Annotated in this window: 14 protein-coding genes; 1 reads left to right on the top strand and 13 read right to left on the bottom strand. The window is 64.3% G+C overall.

What is annotated here, in order from left to right; genetic code table 11:
* Positions 1-26 precede the first annotated feature (26 nt).
* The 7 genes from F3J24_RS08345 to F3J24_RS08315 form a co-directional block, all read right to left on the bottom strand.
* Positions 27-935 (bottom strand): LysR family transcriptional regulator, encoded by a 909-nt coding sequence (locus tag F3J24_RS08345; protein ID WP_167004604.1) that lies wholly within the window; start codon positions 933-935, stop codon positions 27-29.
* A gap of 51 nt (positions 936-986) precedes the next feature.
* Positions 987-1,748: a 1-acyl-sn-glycerol-3-phosphate acyltransferase gene (locus tag F3J24_RS08340; RefSeq protein ID WP_167004601.1), complete on the bottom strand. Its 762-nt coding sequence runs from the start codon at positions 1,746-1,748 to the stop codon at positions 987-989.
* Positions 1,749-1,914: 166 nt separating this feature from the next.
* On the bottom strand, positions 1,915-3,207 hold the full coding sequence (locus tag F3J24_RS08335; RefSeq protein WP_167004597.1) for a dihydroorotase: 1,293 nt from the start codon (positions 3,205-3,207) through the stop codon (positions 1,915-1,917).
* A gap of 223 nt (positions 3,208-3,430) precedes the next feature.
* Entirely contained in the window at positions 3,431-4,393 is a 963-nt protein-coding gene (locus tag F3J24_RS08330) for an aspartate carbamoyltransferase catalytic subunit (RefSeq protein ID WP_003051536.1), read from the bottom strand.
* 2 nt (positions 4,394-4,395) lie between these two features.
* Positions 4,396-4,914, bottom strand: coding sequence for a bifunctional pyr operon transcriptional regulator/uracil phosphoribosyltransferase PyrR (pyrR, locus tag F3J24_RS08325; protein WP_003075383.1), 519 nt, complete (start codon positions 4,912-4,914; stop codon positions 4,396-4,398).
* On the bottom strand, positions 4,911-5,429 hold the full coding sequence (gene ruvX / locus F3J24_RS08320) for a Holliday junction resolvase RuvX (protein ID WP_167004594.1): 519 nt from the start codon (positions 5,427-5,429) through the stop codon (positions 4,911-4,913). Before ruvX ends, pyrR begins: the two co-directional genes overlap by 4 nt.
* Positions 5,426-6,025 carry a YqgE/AlgH family protein gene (locus tag F3J24_RS08315; protein WP_003051525.1) on the bottom strand — a complete coding sequence of 200 codons (600 nt, stop codon included), beginning with the start codon at positions 6,023-6,025 and terminating at the stop codon, positions 5,426-5,428. Before F3J24_RS08315 ends, ruvX begins: the two co-directional genes overlap by 4 nt.
* Positions 6,026-6,047: 22 nt before the next feature.
* Here F3J24_RS08315 and F3J24_RS08310 point away from each other — a divergent pair, with 22 nt between their 5' ends.
* Entirely contained in the window at positions 6,048-7,538 is a 1,491-nt protein-coding gene (locus tag F3J24_RS08310; RefSeq protein WP_167004591.1) for a deoxyribodipyrimidine photo-lyase, read from the top strand.
* A gap of 201 nt (positions 7,539-7,739) precedes the next feature.
* Here F3J24_RS08310 and F3J24_RS08305 read toward each other — a convergent pair whose 3' ends face one another.
* Genes F3J24_RS08305 through F3J24_RS08280 form a run of 6 tightly spaced genes read right to left on the bottom strand, consistent with a single transcriptional unit; the run spans position 7,740 to position 18,400 of the window.
* The gene (locus F3J24_RS08305) at positions 7,740-14,564 is read right to left on the bottom strand and encodes an Hpt domain-containing protein (RefSeq protein WP_167004588.1); all 6,825 of its coding nucleotides are present in this window, start codon (positions 14,562-14,564) and stop codon (positions 7,740-7,742) included.
* A 59-nt stretch (positions 14,565-14,623) separates the two neighbouring features.
* Complete coding sequence (locus F3J24_RS08300) at positions 14,624-16,867, bottom strand: methyl-accepting chemotaxis protein (RefSeq protein ID WP_167004586.1); 2,244 nt, start codon at positions 16,865-16,867, stop codon at positions 14,624-14,626.
* Positions 16,868-16,886: 19 nt separating this feature from the next.
* Positions 16,887-17,414, bottom strand: a complete 528-nt coding sequence (locus F3J24_RS08295; RefSeq protein ID WP_167004583.1) for a chemotaxis protein CheW — start codon at positions 17,412-17,414, stop codon at positions 16,887-16,889.
* Positions 17,415-17,429: 15 nt separating this feature from the next.
* Positions 17,430-17,792, bottom strand: coding sequence for a PleD family two-component system response regulator (locus F3J24_RS08290; RefSeq protein WP_003051510.1), 363 nt, complete (start codon positions 17,790-17,792; stop codon positions 17,430-17,432).
* Complete coding sequence (locus F3J24_RS08285; protein WP_167004580.1) at positions 17,792-18,226, bottom strand: PleD family two-component system response regulator; 435 nt, start codon at positions 18,224-18,226, stop codon at positions 17,792-17,794. The genes F3J24_RS08290 and F3J24_RS08285 overlap by 1 nt, the downstream gene beginning before the upstream one ends.
* A 21-nt stretch (positions 18,227-18,247) precedes the next feature.
* Positions 18,248-18,400: a rubredoxin gene (locus F3J24_RS08280; RefSeq protein ID WP_034399566.1), complete on the bottom strand. Its 153-nt coding sequence runs from the start codon at positions 18,398-18,400 to the stop codon at positions 18,248-18,250.

Raw genomic sequence — 18,400 nt, 5'->3', positions numbered from 1 at the left:
CATGTCCACAAAATGTGGACAAAGAATCAGTGTTTTCTGGCGTAGAGCCGCGCCAGCGCGGATTCGATGCTTGCCGCCATGAGTGCTGCAGCAGCACTCAGCTCCGCGCCCTTGCGCACGAACAGCATCAGGGTCTGGCGCTGCAGATGTGCGTCGCGCAGAGGCACGAAACTGAGCGAGCCGCGATCCAGCTCCTCCAGCACATCCAGCGCGTTGAGCAGGGCAATGCCTTCGCCCAGCATGACCAGGCGCTGTATCAAGGCCATGGAGGTGGACTCGGCCACCGGCGTCACCTCGATGGCACTGCGCGCAAAGGCTTCGTTGAGCAGACTGCGTATGGTCAGGGCCGGTGCCGGCAGAATCAGCGGATGCCCCACGCATTCGCTGAGCAGCAGCGAGGACTGATGGGCCAGCGGGTGCTCGACCGGCAGGATGGCTCCGATCTGCCATTCGCTGGCTGCCAGCATGCGCAAACCGGGTCTCGGCGCCAGATCGTAGGCAAGACCCAGGTCCACCTCTCCGGCTTCCACGGCAGACACGATGGCCTGGGTGGGCAGGTCGATGACACGCACGACCATCCCCGGATGGCTGCTGCGAAAGTCATGCACCAGCGATGGCAGCAAGGAGCCCGCCAGGCCGGACGTCGCCGCCACAGTGATCTCGCCGCGTCTCATGCCCTTGAAGTCGGCAATGCGTTCGCGCAGCGCCGCATGTTCGCGCAAGGTGCTGCGCACATGAGTCAGTACCATCTCACCCAGAGGCGTCAGACGCAAGCGATTGTGGATGCGGTCGAACAGCGGCGCACCCAGCTCGGCCTCCAGATCGAGGATCTGCCGGTTCACGGCCGTGGGAGCCACATGCAGATACTCGGCCGCCTTGCGGATGGAGCCGCGGCGGACCACTTCATCGAGATAGCGCAAAACTCTGGCGTGCATGCGCGCAGCCTACACGGGTTTGACCGGCCGCGGAAAGCGCCGGCAGAGCACCTAGTTCTGGCGCAGCCTGTCCACTTCGGTGTGCAGGTCCTTGGCCCAGGCGCGGCGGTCACGTCCCTGGGCAGTCTCAGCCTCGCCGTAATGCACCACGGCAATCAGCTGGTCCGAGCAAAGCACGCGCCAGATGGAGCCCAGCAGGGTCTCGTCGCCCACATAGGTAGCGGCATAGCTGGTGCCGCCGGTTTTGCCGTCGACAAAGCGCAGCCCCACGGGCTGCACCGGCGCATCGCATTGCACGGCGGCTTCGAGCAGATTGGAGTGAAACGAAAGCAGGCTGCGCCCGTCGCCCGTCGTCCCCTCGGGAAAGACGGCCAGGATTTCGCCGCGTTTGAAGGCCTCTTCCATGGCACCCACCATACGCACTGCATCGCGGCGCGAGCTGCGCTGGATGTAGAGCGTGCCCGCTGCCGTCGCCAGCGTGCCGATGATGGGCCAGCCCTTGACGTCGGACTTGGAGATAAAGCGGCAATGGCGTGCCGCATGCAGCAGGGGAATATCGAGCCAGGAGATATGGTTGCTGACCATCAGCACCGGCCCTTTGGCTGGCGGCAGGCCTCTGACCTCCAACTGCACCCCGGCGCGCAGCAGCAGCGCTGCGGCCCAGGCCTGCACATGCTCGTGCTGTTGCTGGTAGTGCAGCTGCGGAAAGCGAAACGCCACGATCCAGGCGCCCTTGGCCACATGGGCCAGCAGACGCAGTCCGCGCCAGACTGCGCGCAAGCCGGTTCTGATTTTGTGCAAGCCGTTTGCCATGATTTCCGATGAGTGTAGCGACTCGCCTCGCACAAGTTGCACCAACTTGAAACCGGCAAGCGCCTAAAACTGGCGCAATGCAAAGTCAGAGGCACCGAGGGTGTCGTCCCCCTCCCGAAGCAACGCATCGAGAGAGGGGGAAGCGGCAAAGCCGCTCAGGGGGAGCCTATCGTTGATAAGCGACAGCGCCGTCAACGATAGTCGTTACCACGCGCGCAGGCAGCTCGTAGCCATTGAAGGGTGTGCTCTTGCCCTGGCTCTGCAGCGCCTTGGGATCGACCGTCCACTCAGCCTCGGGGTCGATGATGCACAAATCAGCGACTCCTCCCACCTTGAGCTGGCCCAGCAGGGACTGCTGCTCGCCCAGGGCACTACCCAGCACGGCTACGGGCGCCGAAGTAACGACAGCCAGTGCGCGGTTCAGCGGCACCTTGTAGTCGCGGCTCCACTTCACGGCGATGGACAGCAGCAGCTCCACGCCGGTCGCACCGGGTTCGGCTTCGGCAAAAGGCAGCACCTTGGCGTCTTCATCCACCGGGCAGTGATCGGACACCAGCGCATCGATGGTGCCGTCCGCCAGTGCGGCAGACAGCGCATCGCGGTCGCGCTGCTGGCGCAGCACGGGCACCACACGGGCGCTGCTGTCGAAGTAGCCGATATCGTTCTCGGTCAGCAGCAGCGAGTTGATGGACACGTCGGCGGTCACGTTCAGGCCTTCGGCCTTGGCTCGGCGCACCAGCTCCACGCCTGCTGCGCTGGAGATGCGGCACAGGTGAATCCGGGTCTGCGAGCCACGGATCAGCTCGAAGATGGTATGCAGCGCAATCGTCTCTGCCGCCACGGACACTCCGGCCAGACCCATGCGGGTGGCCAGCGCGCCACTGGCGGCCACGCCCTTGCCCAGATCCTTGTCCTGGGGACGCAGCCACACGGCATAGCCGAAGGTGTTGGCATAGCTCAGCGCACGGCTCAGCGTGGTGATGCTGGACAGCGGCACATCGGCCTGACCGAAGGCCACGCAGCCGGACTCGGTCAGCTCGGCCATCTCGGTCAGCGTTTCGCCCTTGAGGCCTACGGTCAGCGCCCCCATGGGGAACAAACGCGACTTGTGCTGCTTCTCGGCACGGAACTTGAGCATTTCCACCAGGCCCTGCTCGTCGAGCACAGGCTCGGTATCGGGCGGGCAGACCAGGCTGGTCACGCCACCGGCCACGGCAGCCGCCATCTCGGACTGCAGCATGCCTTCATGCTCATGGCCGGGCTCGCGCAGGCGCACGGCCAGGTCCACCAGACCGGGCAGCACCCACTGACCCGAGGCGTCGATTTCACGCTCGGCCACAAAGCCATCGGGCACCGTGCCGATGCCGGCGATCACGCTGCCATCGATGGCGATATCGGCCTGCTGGTCGAAGCCTCGTGCCGGGTCCATCACCCGGCCATTGCGAATCAAAATCTTCATGGTTTGGCACCAAATTGGCTTCCAGCCCTTGTCACACAAGCGCTAGCAGCTACAAAAAACATATTGAACCCAATGCCACCCTGCCCTGTGTGCCGGCCAGCTGTCGAATGAGACGCCGAGCAAGAGCCGCCTCGCGGCGAGGGCGTCGTCCCCTTTCCCGCAGCAGCGCTGCGAGAGAAGGGGGAAGCGGCGCAGCCGCTCAGGGGGATGGCCTGATGTTTCATCAGGCTTCGTTACCAGCGACGATCGACATGACAGCCATGCGCACGGCGATACCGAAGGTCACCTGCGACAGGATCACGGCCTGCGGGCCGTCCACCACGGCGGAGTCGATCTCCACGCCGCGGTTGATGGGACCGGGGTGCATGACGATGGCATCGGGCTTGGCCAGCTCCAGGCGCTTTTCGGTCAGGCCGAAGCTCTTGAAGTATTCCTGGCTCGAAGGCAGCAGCGCCCCGCTCATGCGCTCGTTCTGCAGCCGCAGCATGATGATGACGTCGCAGTCCTTGATGCCCTCCTCCAGATTGTGGAAGACGCGCACGCCCATGCTGGCCATGTCCGAGGGCACCAGGGTGCGCGGGCCGACCACGCGCACCTCGGCAGCACCGAGCGTGGTCAGGGCGTGGATGTCCGAGCGCGCCACGCGCGAGTGCAGCACGTCGCCCACGATGGCCACGCGCAGATTGGAGAAGTCCTGCTTGTAGTGGCGGATGGTGTACATGTCCAGCAGCCCCTGGGTGGGGTGGGCATGGCGGCCGTCACCGGCATTGACCACATGCACATGGGGAGCCACATGCTTGGCGATCAGATAGGGAGCACCCGACTCGCTATGGCGCACGACAAAGATGTCGGCCGCCATGGCCGAGAGGTTGTCGATCGTGTCCAGCAGGGTCTCACCCTTGCTGGCCGAGCTGCGCGCGATGTCCAGGTTGAACACGTCGGCCGACAGGCGCTTGGCCGCAATTTCGAAGGTGGTGCGGGTGCGCGTGCTGTTCTCGAAGAACAGATTGAACACGCTCTTGCCGCGCAGCAGCGGCACCTTCTTGACTTCACGGTCGTTGACGCTGACGAAGTTGCTGGCCGTGTCGAGAATCTGGGTCAGGATGTCCTTGGACAGGCCTTCGGTGGAGAGCAGGTGGATCAGCTCGCCGTTCTTGTTGAGTTGGGGGTTGCGCTTGTACAGCACGATCAGGCCTCTTGAATGCGGAAGTGGAAAACACCGCCCTCGTCGCGCGCCAGCGCCAGGGAACGGTCGGCCGGCAGCGCCACGCGCGCTGCGGCAAAGTCGGCCTGGATGGGCAGCTCGCGCCCTCCCCGGTCCACCAGGACGGCCAGTCGCACGCTGGCGGGACGGCCGTAGTCATAGAGTTCGTTGAGCACGGCACGCACGGTGCGGCCGGTGTAGAGCACATCGTCGAGCACCAGCACATCGGCGCCGTTCACATCGAAGGCGATCTGTGTCTGGGCGCTGGAAGCCATGCCGCGCTGGGCAAAATCGTCGCGGTGCAGCGAGGAAGACAGCACGCTGGGCTTGCCCTTGAGATTCAGATCCTTGTGCAGACGCTCGACCAGCCAGGCACCGCCCGAGGTGATGCCCGCCAGACGGGTGTTCGGCCCCATGATGCGCTGCACGCCGCGCAGCAGCTCGCTATACAGGGCTTCGGCGTCCAGGATCAGGCTGCCCTGACCGGCAATGGTTTCACTCATGGGAGACTCCTCAAAAACTGTTCAAGAATGATGCAGGCCGAAGCCGCGTCGGCGTCGCGTGCGCCACCCGCCAGGGCTTCGGTCGTGCTGTAGCGTTCGTCCACCTCGTACACCGGCAGCTTGAAGCGGCTTCTGAGCTGACGGCCGAATTTCAGGGCCCGGGCGGTGTTCTCGTGCGCCGCGCCATCGGGGTGGTAGGGCACGCCTATCACCAGGGCATTGGGCTGCCACTCGCGGATCAGCTTCTCCACCGCGGCCAGGCGTGCATCCGCCCCTTCGGCCTTGATGGTGGGCAGCGGGTTGGCGCCGCCGAGCACGCGGTTGCCCGAGGCGCAGCCCGTGCGCTTGATGCCAAAGTCAAAGCCCAGGAACTGCTGGAAATGGGCCGGCACCTCGGGCTTTTGCGGTGCGGGTGCAGGCGCCGATGCAGGCTTGGCAGCCGCATTTTCGGCCGAGGAAAAAGTCGAGGAAAAGGCCGCATCGGCGGCCTTGTTGGAAGAGGAAATATCGTTCATGCGCGACCCGACTCTGGGGACAACATCCAGCGCTGCAGACCCAGCAGGCCCAGCGCGCGGTCATAGCGCTCGTCCACCGGGGTGCTGAAGATCACCTCGGGGTCGGCCTCCACGGTCAGCCAGGCGTTTTCGCCGATTTCGGATTCGAGCTGGCCTTCATCCCAGGAGGAGTAACCCAGCGTGACCAGCACGCGTTTGGGGCCGGCACCGTCAGACAGGGCTTCGAGCACATCCTTGGACGTGGTCATCTCCAGGCCGCCTGGAATGGTCATGGTCGAGGCATAGGCCGATTCGTTCTCGGGTGCGCCTTCGATGACCATGGGCTCATGCAGCACAAAGCCGCGATCGGTCTGTACCGGGCCACCGGTAAAGACCTGCTGGTCGCGCAAATCATCGCGTTTGAGACCCAAATCCACTTTTTGCAGCAGGCCTTGCAGGCTGAGCTTGGAGGGCTTGTTGATAATCAGACCGAGCGCGCCACGCTCGCTATGCTCGCACAGGTAAACAACGCTGCGCGAAAACGACTCATCTTCCAGGCCGGGCATGGCAATCAGGAAGTGGTGCGTCAAGTTGATAGGCGCAGATTCTGCAGACATGCAGAGATTTTAATGGCGATCCATGACTCCTTCTTACCCTGTGGGCTTGATCTGGCTGCGGCGCGACCTGCGTCTGGCTGATAACGCAGCCCTTTATCACGCATTGCAGCAATGTGAAAAGCTGTATTGCGTCTTTGTCTTCGACGACAGCATTCTTGCCGCCCTGCCCCGCGCCGACCGCCGCGTGGAATTCATCTGCCAGAGTCTGGCCGAGCTGGATGCGGCCCTGCGCGAGACCACGGGGCGTCCGCAGGCAGGGTTGATCACGCGGCGCGGCCTGCCCCAGGACATCATCCCGGCCCTGGCCCGGCAACTGGGCGCGGGTGCGGTCTTCTGCAACGACGACGACGAGCCGGCGGCTCTTGCCCGCGACGCCCAGGTGGCGCGCAGCCTCAAGACCCAGGGCCAGTTGCTGCTGCGCTTCAAGGACCACCGCATTTTTGCGCGCGACGAGGTGCTGACCCAGAGCCTGTCGCCGTTTTCGGTCTTCACACCCTACAAGAATGCCTGGCTGCGGAAAATCACGCCGTTCTACCTCTCGGCCTACCCCAGCGAGCGCAATCTGGCGAGCAAGCTGGCCGACCTGCCGGACACCGAGCACCGCCCGCTCCCCTCGGCTGCGGATCTGGGCTTTGCCCCGGACACGCTGGCCGGCCTGCGCCTACCCACCGGCGTCAGCGGTGCACGCCAGTTGCTGGCCGATTTTCTGCCGCGCCTGCCGCAGTACAAGGCGGCGCGCGACTTTCCGGCCCTCAAGGGGCCCAGCTATCTCAGCGTCCATCTGCGCTTCGGCACCGTGTCGATACGCGAGCTGGCTCGACTCGCCCATGAGGCGGCACACAACGAGGACTGGTCTGCCGCAGCGCGCGAAGGAGCGGCCACCTGGCTCAGTGAGCTGATCTGGCGCGACTTCTACTTCCAGATCCTAGCCCACCAGCCCTATGTCGTGGAACGCAGCTTCAAGCCAGCCTATGACGCTATCGAATGGGAGACGGGAGCCGAAGCCGACGCCCTCTTTACCGCCTGGTGCGAGGGCCGCACCGGCTACCCGCTGGTCGATGCCGCCATGCGCCAGCTCAATACCAGCGGCTATATGCACAACCGGCTGCGCATGGTCACGGCCAGCTTTCTGGTCAAGGACCTGGGTCTGGACTGGCGCCGGGGCGAAGCCTATTTCGCCGAAAAGCTCAATGACTTCGATCTGGCGGCCAATAACGGCGGCTGGCAATGGGCGGCCTCCACGGGCTGCGATGCCCAGCCCTGGTTCCGCATCTTCAACCCGGTGACCCAGAGCGAGAAGTTCGATCCGGACGGAAAGTTCATCGTGCGCTACGTCCCCGAGCTGACGCCCTTGCCGGCCAAGCTGCGACATGCTCCATGGCTGGCCAAGCCGCTGGAAATGGCTGAAGCAGGCATCACACTGGGCCGCGGCTATCCCTTGCCCGTCGTGGATCATGCGGCGGCGAGGGAGAAAACCCTGGCGCGCTACGGAATCCTCAAGAAGGAGTCCTGATCTGCCTCCTGCCTTCAGGCCCTGTGACGGTCCTGCCCAAAGGCACAGTGCATGCTGCTTTTACGAGACTGTCAGGTGCTCTGCCGGCGCCCTTTCAAAAAAAAGAAGCGGCCTGCGCATGTCCCTCCTACATTTCAGATTGATATCAACCTGAAATGCAATACTGACTGGCGCAAGCCTCTTCCCTATCAGGAGCAACGCTTATTCGACCACCACTCCTGGCTCCTCGGCAGGCCCGCCAAGCGGGCTGCGCTCGGGTGCAGGGCCGCTGCGCTGCAGCGCGTAATGCCGGATCAGGCCCAACAGTTCCTCATCGGAATAGGGCTTGCCCAGATAGTGGTTGGCGCCCAGATCACGGGCCATTTCACGGTGCTTCTGGGCAATGCGTGAAGTGATCATGACCACGGGCAGGCCTTCCAGCGTCTGATCGGCGCGGATATTGCGCAGCAGATCGAAGCCGTCCATGCGCGGCATTTCGATGTCCGACAGCACCAGGGTCGGGCGCTCGTCCTGCAGACGCTCCATGGCTTGCAGGCCGTCGGCTGCCAGCGTGACGCGGTAGCCTTCGCGCTGCAGCAGACGCTGGGTGACGCGGCGCACGGTGATGGAGTCATCCACCACCAGCACCAGCGGCACCGTGGTCTGCGCGGCATCGGCGCCCAGCAGATCGAAGCCGCCGGCCTCGGCCTGCTGGCCGCCCTCGGCTGCCGCCTGCTCGGCCCTGGCCAGCATGGCGCGCACATGCTCGCCATGGACGTTGGCCAGCGCCACCGGGTTGTAGATCTGCACGACAGCACCCGAGGGCAGCACGGACATGCCGGTCAGGCCCGGAAGGCGCGACAGCTGCGGGCCCAGGTTCTTGATCACCACTTCCTGGTTGCCCAGCACTTCGTCCACATGCAGCGCCACGCGCTGCGAGGCACTGCGCACGATCACCACGGGGCGCGTGCGGCCGAGGTTTTCCTCGCTGCGCAGCGAGGTCTGCCACAGCGCACCGGCCCAGTAGAAAGACATGACTTCGCTGCCGTCCTGGAACTCCTGCCGGCGGTAGCTTTCCTCCAGCACATCGACGGGCACGCGGCGCACGATTTCCACCAGATTGGCGGGCACGCCCATGGACACGGCACCCATGCGCAGCATCACCACCTGGGTCACTGCCGTGGTCAGCGGCAGCACCAGACGGAAGGCGCTGCCCCTGCCGGGTTCGGTATGGGTCTCGATACGACCGCCCAGGGCGTTGACCTCGGAGCGCACCACATCCATGCCGATGCCGCGACCGGCAACACCCGTCACCTCGGTGGCCGTGGTGAAGCCCGGCTCGAAGATCAGGCGCGCCGCATCTTCCAGCGTCATGGGGCGCTCTTCAGTCCACAGCTTGAGGCTGATGGCCTTGCTGCGAATCCGCTCCAGGTCCAGGCCGGCACCGTCATCTTCCACCGACAGCGCCACGTCGTTGCGCTCCTGGCTCAGCACGATCTCGATGGTGCCGACAGCCGGCTTGCCCAGCGCCTCGCGCTGCTCGGGCAATTCAATGCCGTGGGCCACGCAGTTGCGCAGCAGATGCTCGAAGGCCGGCATCATGCGCTCCAGCATGCCGCGGTCCATTTCGATGGTGCCGCCCAGAATGTTCAGGCGCACCTGCTTGCCCATCTCCTTGGAGGTCTGGCGCACCACGGCATACAGTCGCTCGGCAAAGGAGTCGAACTCCACCATGCGCGTGCGCAGCAGATCGCGCTGCAGATCGCGCGCCTGCCGGCCCTGGGCCACCAGATCGTCTTCGGCTGCCGCCAGATCCCGCTGCAGATTGCGCTGCACCGTGGCCACGTCGTTGACCGACTCAGCCATCATGCGCGTGAGCTCCTGCACGCGCGTGAAGCGGTCGAACTCCAGCGGATCAAAGCCGGCAGCCGTGTCCTTGGACAGGGCCAGACGCGACTGCATCTGGCTTTCGGCCTGCACCTCGATGTCGCGCAGCTGCGTGCGCAGACGCTCCAGGTTGCCCGTCAGATCATGAAGCGCCGAGCGGGCCTGCGACAGGCGCGCATCGACACGCGAGCGCGCAATCAACACTTCGCCGGTCTGGGAAATCAGGCGGTCCAGCAGCTGTGCACGCACGCGCACGGTCTGCTGCGAGGCGGCGCGCGGCACCACCGGCGCCGGCAGCTGAATCGCCTGCACGATCTCTGCGGCGCTCTTCTCGCCGGCCTCGGCAGCCGTCGCAGTCGGCGTCGCCTCGGTCTCTGCCGCACCCAGATGCAGCGCTGCCTGTGCCAGATGGTCGTCCAGCTGCGCCAACGGCTGCTCGGGCTCCTGCTCGCCGGCCATGCGCAGCACATCAAAGCTGGCCTGCAAAGCGTCGAAACTGCTCAGCAGCGGCTCTATCGCGTCGGCAGCGGGACGCTCCTGGTCAATGCGTTCCACCGCCGATTCCAGGCGGTGGGCCATTTCGCCCATGCGCATGGCACCCGCCAGGCGGGCGCTGCCCTTGATGGTGTGCAGGGCACGCAGGACTTCGTTGCGGGCTTCATCCAGCGCCGGGCGACCATGCCAGCGGCGCAGTGAAGCGCCGAGCTTGGGCAACAGGTCAATGGCTTCTTCTTCGAAGATGGGGAACAGGTCGGGATCGACCTGATCGAGCACATCGATGTCGTCTTCGTCATCGCCGGCATGCACCGCCAGCGCGATGGCTTCATCGATGCGGCGCTGCAGCTCGGCCTCATGCTCCACGCTGCCTCCGGCAGGCACCATCGAATATGGCGGCTGCTGCGCTGGAAGCGGCGGCACATCCAGCAAGGTGTCGGCAGCCGCTGCATCCACGGCTTCCTCGACGGGCTCCACATCAGAAGCATCGGAAAGCGGGGGCAAAGCCGCTTCCTCAGACAGCTCGGCAGCAAAGTCCAGTGGCAAATCCTTGGGGTCGGCGGGCTGCTGCAGCGCCTGCACCTCGGGCCACCCGGCCTCGTCCAGTCCGGCCAGATCGACCGACTCGAGATCGACCGGCTCGCCCAGGGCGCTGGCATCGATGGGGGTGTCCAGAATTTCGCGCAGTGCCTCTTCGACGGCGGGCAAGGCGTCCTTGAGAAAGCCCGCCGCAAACTGATGCAGCAGACGGCGTACCTCATCGGACGCGCTCAGGCATTGCTGAATCTGCAGCGCGCTGGCGTAGCCCTGAGGCTGCAGATGCAGCAGTGCATGCTCGAGCAAACGCGCCAGCTCCGACAAGGCCTTGAAGCCCACGGTGCCGGAGCTGCCTGCCAGCGAATGCGCCAGCGCGATCGCATCGTCGGGAACGGCTTCGCCGGGCTCCTGCAGCCACTGCTGCAACACCTCGCCCAGACGCTCGGACCAGTCGTCCGCTTCATTGAGATAGACGTTGTACAGCGCTGCGCTGATACGCAGGCCGTCAATATTGCGATAGCCGTCATCCAGCTCGGCTGTCTGCTCAGGCAGCGGCTCCGTCACAGGGACTTCGGGCTCTGCTGCCCGAACCGGCTCTTCGGCCATGACTGGCTCGGGCACGCCATCCAGCAAGGCCTCAATCGCCTCCAGCTCCAGCACTGCCTCTGCGGACGGCAACTCGGCCACCGCGTCCTCGGCGGCCGTCTCCACGGAAGCCACATCTGCGGAGGCCGTCTCAGTGGGGCCCATCTCAACAGACGCTGTTTCCACGGTGGCCGTATCCGCCTCCATAGCGGTCTGCACGGCAATGGCGGCCTGTTCGCTTTCGCGCATGGCCGCTTCGAAGGCGGCGAAGTCCAGCTCCTCCAGCTCGTCCGCACTGCTGCCTTGCTCTGGCAAGGACTGAGCCTCCGCCACAGCATCGGCAGCCGTGTCTTCGGTCTGCTCTGGCGCAGGCTCGGCTTCCGACTCCAGTGTGGGCAGCGCGGATGCTTCGAGCAGCTCCGGTGCCGCCAACTGCTGCAGCAGATCGTCGGGAATATCCAGCTGCGGCAAGGCGAAGTCTGCCGTTGCCACCTCAGGTTCAGGAACAGGCTCCTGCCCTGGTACGGAAGACAGCTCCTCCAGGGAGAAGTCCAGTTCCGGCATGGCAAATGCGGGCTCGCTCTGGGCAATCCGGGCATCGGAGCCGGGCTCTGCAGCCACAGCCTCGAACTCCTGCGGCCATTCCAGCTCGGCGGCCAGCGCAGGGGGCAGCTCCGGCACTGGCTCGTGCGCTGCAGCGGCTTGCGCCTCGGGCACATCCCATACCGGCTCCATGTGCTGCGCGCGCTCGGAGCGACGTGGAACCAGGGCCACGTCGGCACGCTCGCCCTCCAGACGCATAGCGTCGGCGGCCGCTCGGAAGGCCGTTGCCGACCAGTTCTGCGCCTGCTGGTTCTCGATATCCTGGGCCCAGGCGGCAAAGGCTTTCAGGGCATCCTGAGCCAACTGCTGCATGGCCTGCGGCATGGGCCGCTGCTCTGCCAACCAGGCATTAAGCATCTGCTCCATGGCCCAGCCGGCTTCGCCAAACTCATCCAGCCCCACCATGCGCGAGCTGCCCTTGAGCGTGTGAAACGCGCGGCGCAGTGTGGTCTGCTCGCTCAGGTTGCCGGGCTCATCGGCCAGAGCCTGCAGGGCTTGCAAGCCGTTATCCACGACTTCACGGGCTTCCTCCAGGAAGATGGACAGCAACTCATCATCACCATCCAGCTCTTCGGCGCTCAGTTCGGCAGCAGCAGACAGGGGCTGCGTCGCAGCAACTGCCGCGCTGCTCGGGATGGCCGGAGCCTGGCCTGCTTGGGAGGCGATGGCGGCGTCATCCGCTGCCGGCCTGCCCGATTGCATGTCCGCGAATACCTGAGCCATGGCATCGGCCAGGGCATCGGAGCCTGCAACCGCCGGCTCGGCAGCAACAGGTGCAGGCCCTGCCTCGAAGTCAGGCAAGGCACCTGGCTCGGTTGCGGCCCATGGCGGGGTATCTTCGTCATCGCCGTGCCTAGCATGCAACGGCTGTGCCTGCCCCTCGGCATCAGAAACCTGCCAATACCCCTCGCTGGCTTGCAACGGCTTTGTCTCCGCCACAGTACCAAAAACCGGGCAATCGCCGGGCTTGGCCTGCAAGGGCTGTGTCTGGGCCACCGTACCAAAAACCGGCCACGCTTCGTCAGGCGGCGGAGGGGCCGCGACCGAGGGCTCGACTGCCGGGGCCAGGGCTGGCGTCAGCGCCGCCGCAGCAGCCGGAGGCTGCGCGGACGAGACGCCATCCATGGGAATATCCACGGTAGGACGGAAGGCTTCGGGGCCGCGACTGCGGCTGTGACCCATGACGATGCGAAGCTCGTCCTTTTCCTCGTCATAGACAAACAGCTTGCGCGCCATATTGCGCTGGTAGCTGAGCATGTCGATGAGAAAGCCCATGGCACCCAGACTGCTGCCCAGCTTCTCGAAGATCTGGGGCTGATTCTCGACCGCCACCTCGCCGAGCATCAGATGCTCGACGGTGTCACGCATGCGCTGCATGGCGGTCGCGGCCTGCTCGAAGCCCAGCACCGACAGCACGCCGCGCATCTGCGCCATCTGGCCCGGCACCGAAGCCAGCACCGAGGTATCGGAGGGGTTGCGAAAGAACAGATCCAGCTGCTTCTCTGCCTCGCCCAGGGTGATGCGCAGCTCGCCAACCACCGATCCCATGGTCTGCTGGTCACTGGCCTGACGGTAGAGCTCCTCCATCCAGATTTCCAGCGGCTCGGACTGCGCGCCATGCAACGCCGCATCCAGACGCTGGACCAGCACGCTGGACTGGGCGGCCTGTATTTCGTCGTCATGCCCGGCGGTCATGAAGCTGGCCTGCAGATACAGCACTGCGGTCGCCACCTCCATGGCCAGCTCGGCCGGTGGCGGCTCGCCGATGCGCTCCACCGTCTCGGCGACACGAATCAGCGCGCGCGCCAGACCGTGACTGACAGGCTGCAACTTGACCAGCGACTCGGACACCAGCCCGAACTGCTCGGCCATGGACCGGATCTTGCTGCGGTCGCCGCCGGCGACCGCTGACCAGGTTTCGGCGGCGGCCGCAATGCGCTTGCGCGCCTGCACCAGCACCGAGGGATCGAAACGCCCATAGCGCGCCACGTGGTAGTCCACCACCGGCATGTGCTCCATGGCATAGGCCTCAAGCACGGCCTTCAGGCTTTCGCCGGCCTGCTCGCGGGGCTTGGCCTGCGCGCAGAAGAACATCAGATCCTGCAGCAGGCGGGCGGGCGGCAGACTGTCGCCCTTGGCCATGCTGGCGTACTGCATGAGCACGCGCGAAGCCATGCGCTTGACGTAGATGTCGGCGGTAATGAGTCCGCGTGCCTGGCCGTCAAAGAAGGCCGCTGCAATCTTCCAGAAACTGCGCGCCGCCACATCTTCGGGCTGAGCGGCCGCAAAGCGCCGGCAGAGCTCGCACATCTGCGCAGCCGCCTCCCGGTCGTCGCTCTTGACCATACGCAGCACCACGCCGTCCAGCATGGCACGTGCATGCGGGCCATAGGCCAGCGGCTCGGGCATGGTTCCGGTCCAGCGGGGCTCGCGCGCACGGCGCTCCGCGGGCCACAGGTCTGCCGGGTGTGCCTTGTCGTTGCCGGCCAGCACCTGGGTCTCGCGGTACTGGGGGAACAAGGCTACGGCTGAGACCTGCTGACCGGCCAGCACGGCCTCCAGGAATTCCATCAGCGCAAAGTGCGTACGCTCCAGCGTGGTCGCCGCTTCCTGCGTGCAGTATTCGGGGCGCTGTACGAAGCGGTTGACCGCTGCTTCCATGCTGCGCATCACCTGCGCCGGAGCGGTGACGCCCACCATCTCCAGGGCGCCGCAGGCCTGGTGCAGCTGCTGGCGCGCAATGCGCAGCGCCGATGTATCCAACTCTTCAAGATCAGACAAACGGGCTGCATCCGCATCGCGCATGAAACGGTTCACCGCCTTGGACGCTGCCTCCAGCGACTTGCGCACTTCATCGAGCACCCAGGCCAGCGGGCCCAGATCCTGCTCTGCAGTTGCAGACATGGCTGCACGTATTGGCGAGTCGTCAACCACTGACATGCTCTAGTTCCTTAACCCTCAAGGGTCGTGCATTTTTATGAGAGAAAGAGCCAGTCAAATCAGGCAATCTTGAATCGGGAAACGGACTGACGCAGCTCTTCAGCCATATGGGAGAGCTCGCGCACCTGCTGCGCAGTGGTGCGGGTGCCCTCGCCGGTTTGCTCGGTCACGGCAAAAATGTGCTGAATGTTTTCCGCCACGCCGTTGGCCATATTGGCTTCACGCGAAGTGGAGTTGGAAATCTGCTCGATCAGCTCGGCCAGTCGGCGCGACACGCTGTCGATTTCAGACAGTGCGGTACCCGCAGAGTCGGACAGACGGGCTCCTTCGACCACACCCTGGGTAGAACGCTCCATGGCGGCCACGGCATCCTGGGTATCGGTCTGAATCGCCTTCACCAGCGCGGCAATCTGTCGGGTGGCGTCAGCAGAGCGCTCCGCCAGACGCTGCACTTCTTCGGCCACCACCGAGAAGCCTCGACCGGCTTCACCGGCGGACGCAGCCTGAATGGCGGCGTTCAGCGCCAGCACGTTGGTCTGCTCGGTAATGTCCGAAATCAGTTCGGTAATTTCACCGATCTCCTGGGACGATTCGCCAAGGCGCTTGATTCGCTTGGAAGTGTCCTGAATCTGATCGCGGATGGAGTTCATGCCGCCGATGGCGTTCTGCACGGCCTTGAGACCCGAATCCGCAGCCTGCAGCGACTGCCGGGCCACCTGGGCTGATTCCTGCGCCTGGGCAGAGACGTTGTTGATACGGCCGGCCATGTCCAGAATCGACTTGCCGGTTTCGCGAATTTCATGCAGCTGCTCGTTCGATGCTGCCAGCAGCTCGGTCGAGGTGACGTCCACCTGCTCGGTGGTCTGTGCCACTCGGGTCACGGTGTTCTGCACCGAACCCACCAGAGCGCGCAGCTCTTCCACCGTGTAGTTCACCGAGTCGGCGATCGCGCCGGTAATGTCCTCGGTCACGGTGGCTTCCTGCGTCAGGTCGCCTTCGGCCACCGATTGCAACTCGTTCATCAAACGCAGAATCGCCGCCTGGTTGGCGTCGTTGATGCGCTTGGCTTCCTGCTCCTGCAAACGGGCATCGACCTGATGGCGCTCGGCTTCCTGCTGACGCGCACGGCTGTCCAGCAGCTGCACGCGCGAGATGCCGATACCACTCAGAACCGCGGCCAGAATGGCCACGGCCAGCAGCGCCAGCTGCAGCATGCTGGCTCCACCCAGTCCCTGCAGAGCCGTCTGCAGCTGCTCCAGCTGCTGACGCAGCGGTTCGCTGTCGTTGTTGATGCTGCCCTGCGCTTCACGGGCCGACACCAGACCTTGCAGATTGCCCAGAATGGCGCTGGCCTGAGTGCGCGTATCGTCGTACTGCTTGATCAGCGTCTCGAGCTGTTCACGCACCTGGGGATCGCGTGCCGCCGACAGCCGCATTTCGGCGCTGCCGTTGAGCAGGCCTTCGGAGATTTCCTTGAAGGAGTTCAAGTCCTTGCCGAGCAGGAACACAGCCTCGGGGCTCACGCCCTCCAGGGTCTGGAATTCATTGGCAGACTTGGCGATCCGCTGGGTCAGCATCACCAGCTGGCCGGCAGCAGAGATCTCGGCCGAGCCAGCGCCTTGCTGCAGCTTCAGCGAGGAAATGGTTTCAGCGGTTTCCAGCAGATCGGAGGACTGACGGTTGATGGTGCGCAGCGCGTCGCCCACCTGGGTCAGCGTCTTTTGCTGCCCGAGAATCAGCCCCGCACTCTTTTCCGCGCGCTCCATCAGGGTGCTGATGGAGCTGAGCTCGTCCTGCAAGCCGCCGCCCAGAGCATTCACGCCCAGGTCGGAATCGCCGGCAGCCAGCGCTCGCACATTGCGCGCCAGAACGCCGGCGCTGTCCTTGACGTCGGCAAACGCGGGAGCGGCCCCCGTCATGGCGATGGAGACCGACTTGGCCAGGCGCTGCGACTGCATCAGCGCCTGACCGGTAGCCGCCAGCTGCTGGTTGGAGTTGTTGGCTTCGCGCAGCATCCAGGCCGACAGCACCACCAGCACCAGCACCGAGCCACCCAGCAGGGTGAACAGGGTGCGCTGGTGCTTGGCGGTCGTGGCCGTGCCGAGAATGGGCAGGCTCACCAGCTCATCCGCACGGGCCGTCTCCTCGACGCCAAAGACGGAAGGTGCCCCCTGCACGCTGTTGAGCGAGCCGTCATACAGATCCTGTACGACCGTGTCTCCCATCATGCTGCTATCACCACTGGCGGCTGCCGCGATGGGCTTGCGTCGGAACAACTGATTTATTTTCTGTGCAAAGGACATAGCGCTGTATCCAGGAACCTCAAGCACGAATGCTCAAAAATTTGGCGGTTTGAGACAGGGGCTGCAATTTCAGCTCCTGCCAGCGGCGGCCGCTCGCATCGATATGGACGGCTCCAAAGAAACTCGGGGAATGCTCAGGCGTGGGCTCGGACCTGGAAAACGCGTCTGCGGCACGCAAGCCCAGCAGACGATCGGCCAGCAGGGCAGCATTGACCTCCAGAGCTGGATTGAAGGCCAGGAGGCTGCAATCCATCAGTTCCTGCTCATTGCGGGCGTTGCCATGACCGAGCAGCTGAGCCAGGTCCACAACGCCCATCAGGGAACCGCGCAGATTGGCGATGCCCAGAAACCAGGCCTGTGTGTAAGGGACGGGCTGAACGCCGGTCCAGGGGAAGATCTCTCCCGCCTGGTTCAGCGGCAGCAAATAGTCCCGTCCGCCAGCCTGCACTGCCAGCCAGGCAGCCACGCTGACGCCTTCGCTGCGTGCTGCCTGCAGGCGCCCGGCCAGACGGGATTGAAGATCTCGGAGGGCTTCACGGTTCGCCATAAGCAGCGCAGCTCGTTATAGAGCGGCGATCTTGGCTTGCAGCTCGGCTGCATCCACGGGCTTGGTGATATAGCCACGTGCGCCCTGACGCATGCCCCAGACCCGGTCGGTTTCCTGATTCTTGCTGGTGCACATGATGATGGGCACATCGGCATACAGGGGATCGCGCGAGATGGCGCGCGTCAGCTGAAAGCCGTTCTGTCCGGGCATGACCACGTCCATCAGGATCAGGTCGGGCTTGTCCTCGGCCAGACGCTTCATGGCTTCCTCGCCGTTTTCCGCAGTGCGCACCTGCAGGCCCTGCTTTTGCAGGATATCGCTCAGAGCCATCAGCTCCGTCTTGGAATCGTCAACGACCAGAACTTTTTGAATTGTCATCATGCAGCTCCCACATCTGCAGCTTGCAGCGCGAACTGTTGTACGGCTTGCAGCAATTGATCTTTGGTGAATGGTTTGGTCAGATAGTCCTGACAGCCCACCATGCGGCCACGGGCCTTGTCGAATACACCGTCCTTGGATGACAGCATCACGACGGGCGTATTGGCAAAACGCGCATTGCGCTTGATGATGGCGCAGGTCTGATAGCCGTCGAGCTTGGGCATCAGAATGTCGCAGAAGATGAGTTGCGGCTGGTAGTCGTTGACCTTGGACAAGGCATCGAAGCCGTCATCGGCCAGGAGAACCTCGTAACCACCTTGCTTGAGGAAAATTTCAGCGCTGCGGCGGATGGTATTGCTGTCATCCACGACCAGAACGCGCAAAGGCGCAGCAGGTGCTGTCACGGTGAAATCCCTCCCAATTCGGTCGTCCATGGAATCGAGTGTCTCTGGCACTCAGATTTCCACCATTTCAAAGTCTTCCTTGCGCGCACCGCATTCCGGGCATGTCCAGTTCATGGGCACATCTTCCCAGCGGGTGTTCGGAGCAATTCCATGTTCGGGGCAGCCTTGGGCTTCGTCATAAAGCCAGCCACAGGTCAAACACAT

Source organism: Comamonas sp. Tr-654, from assembly GCF_011752915.1.
Classification (GTDB): Bacteria; Pseudomonadota; Gammaproteobacteria; order Burkholderiales; family Burkholderiaceae_C; genus Comamonas.
Note: the sequence above shows the minus strand (reverse complement) of the source record. Positions and strands in the feature narration are given on the sequence as shown.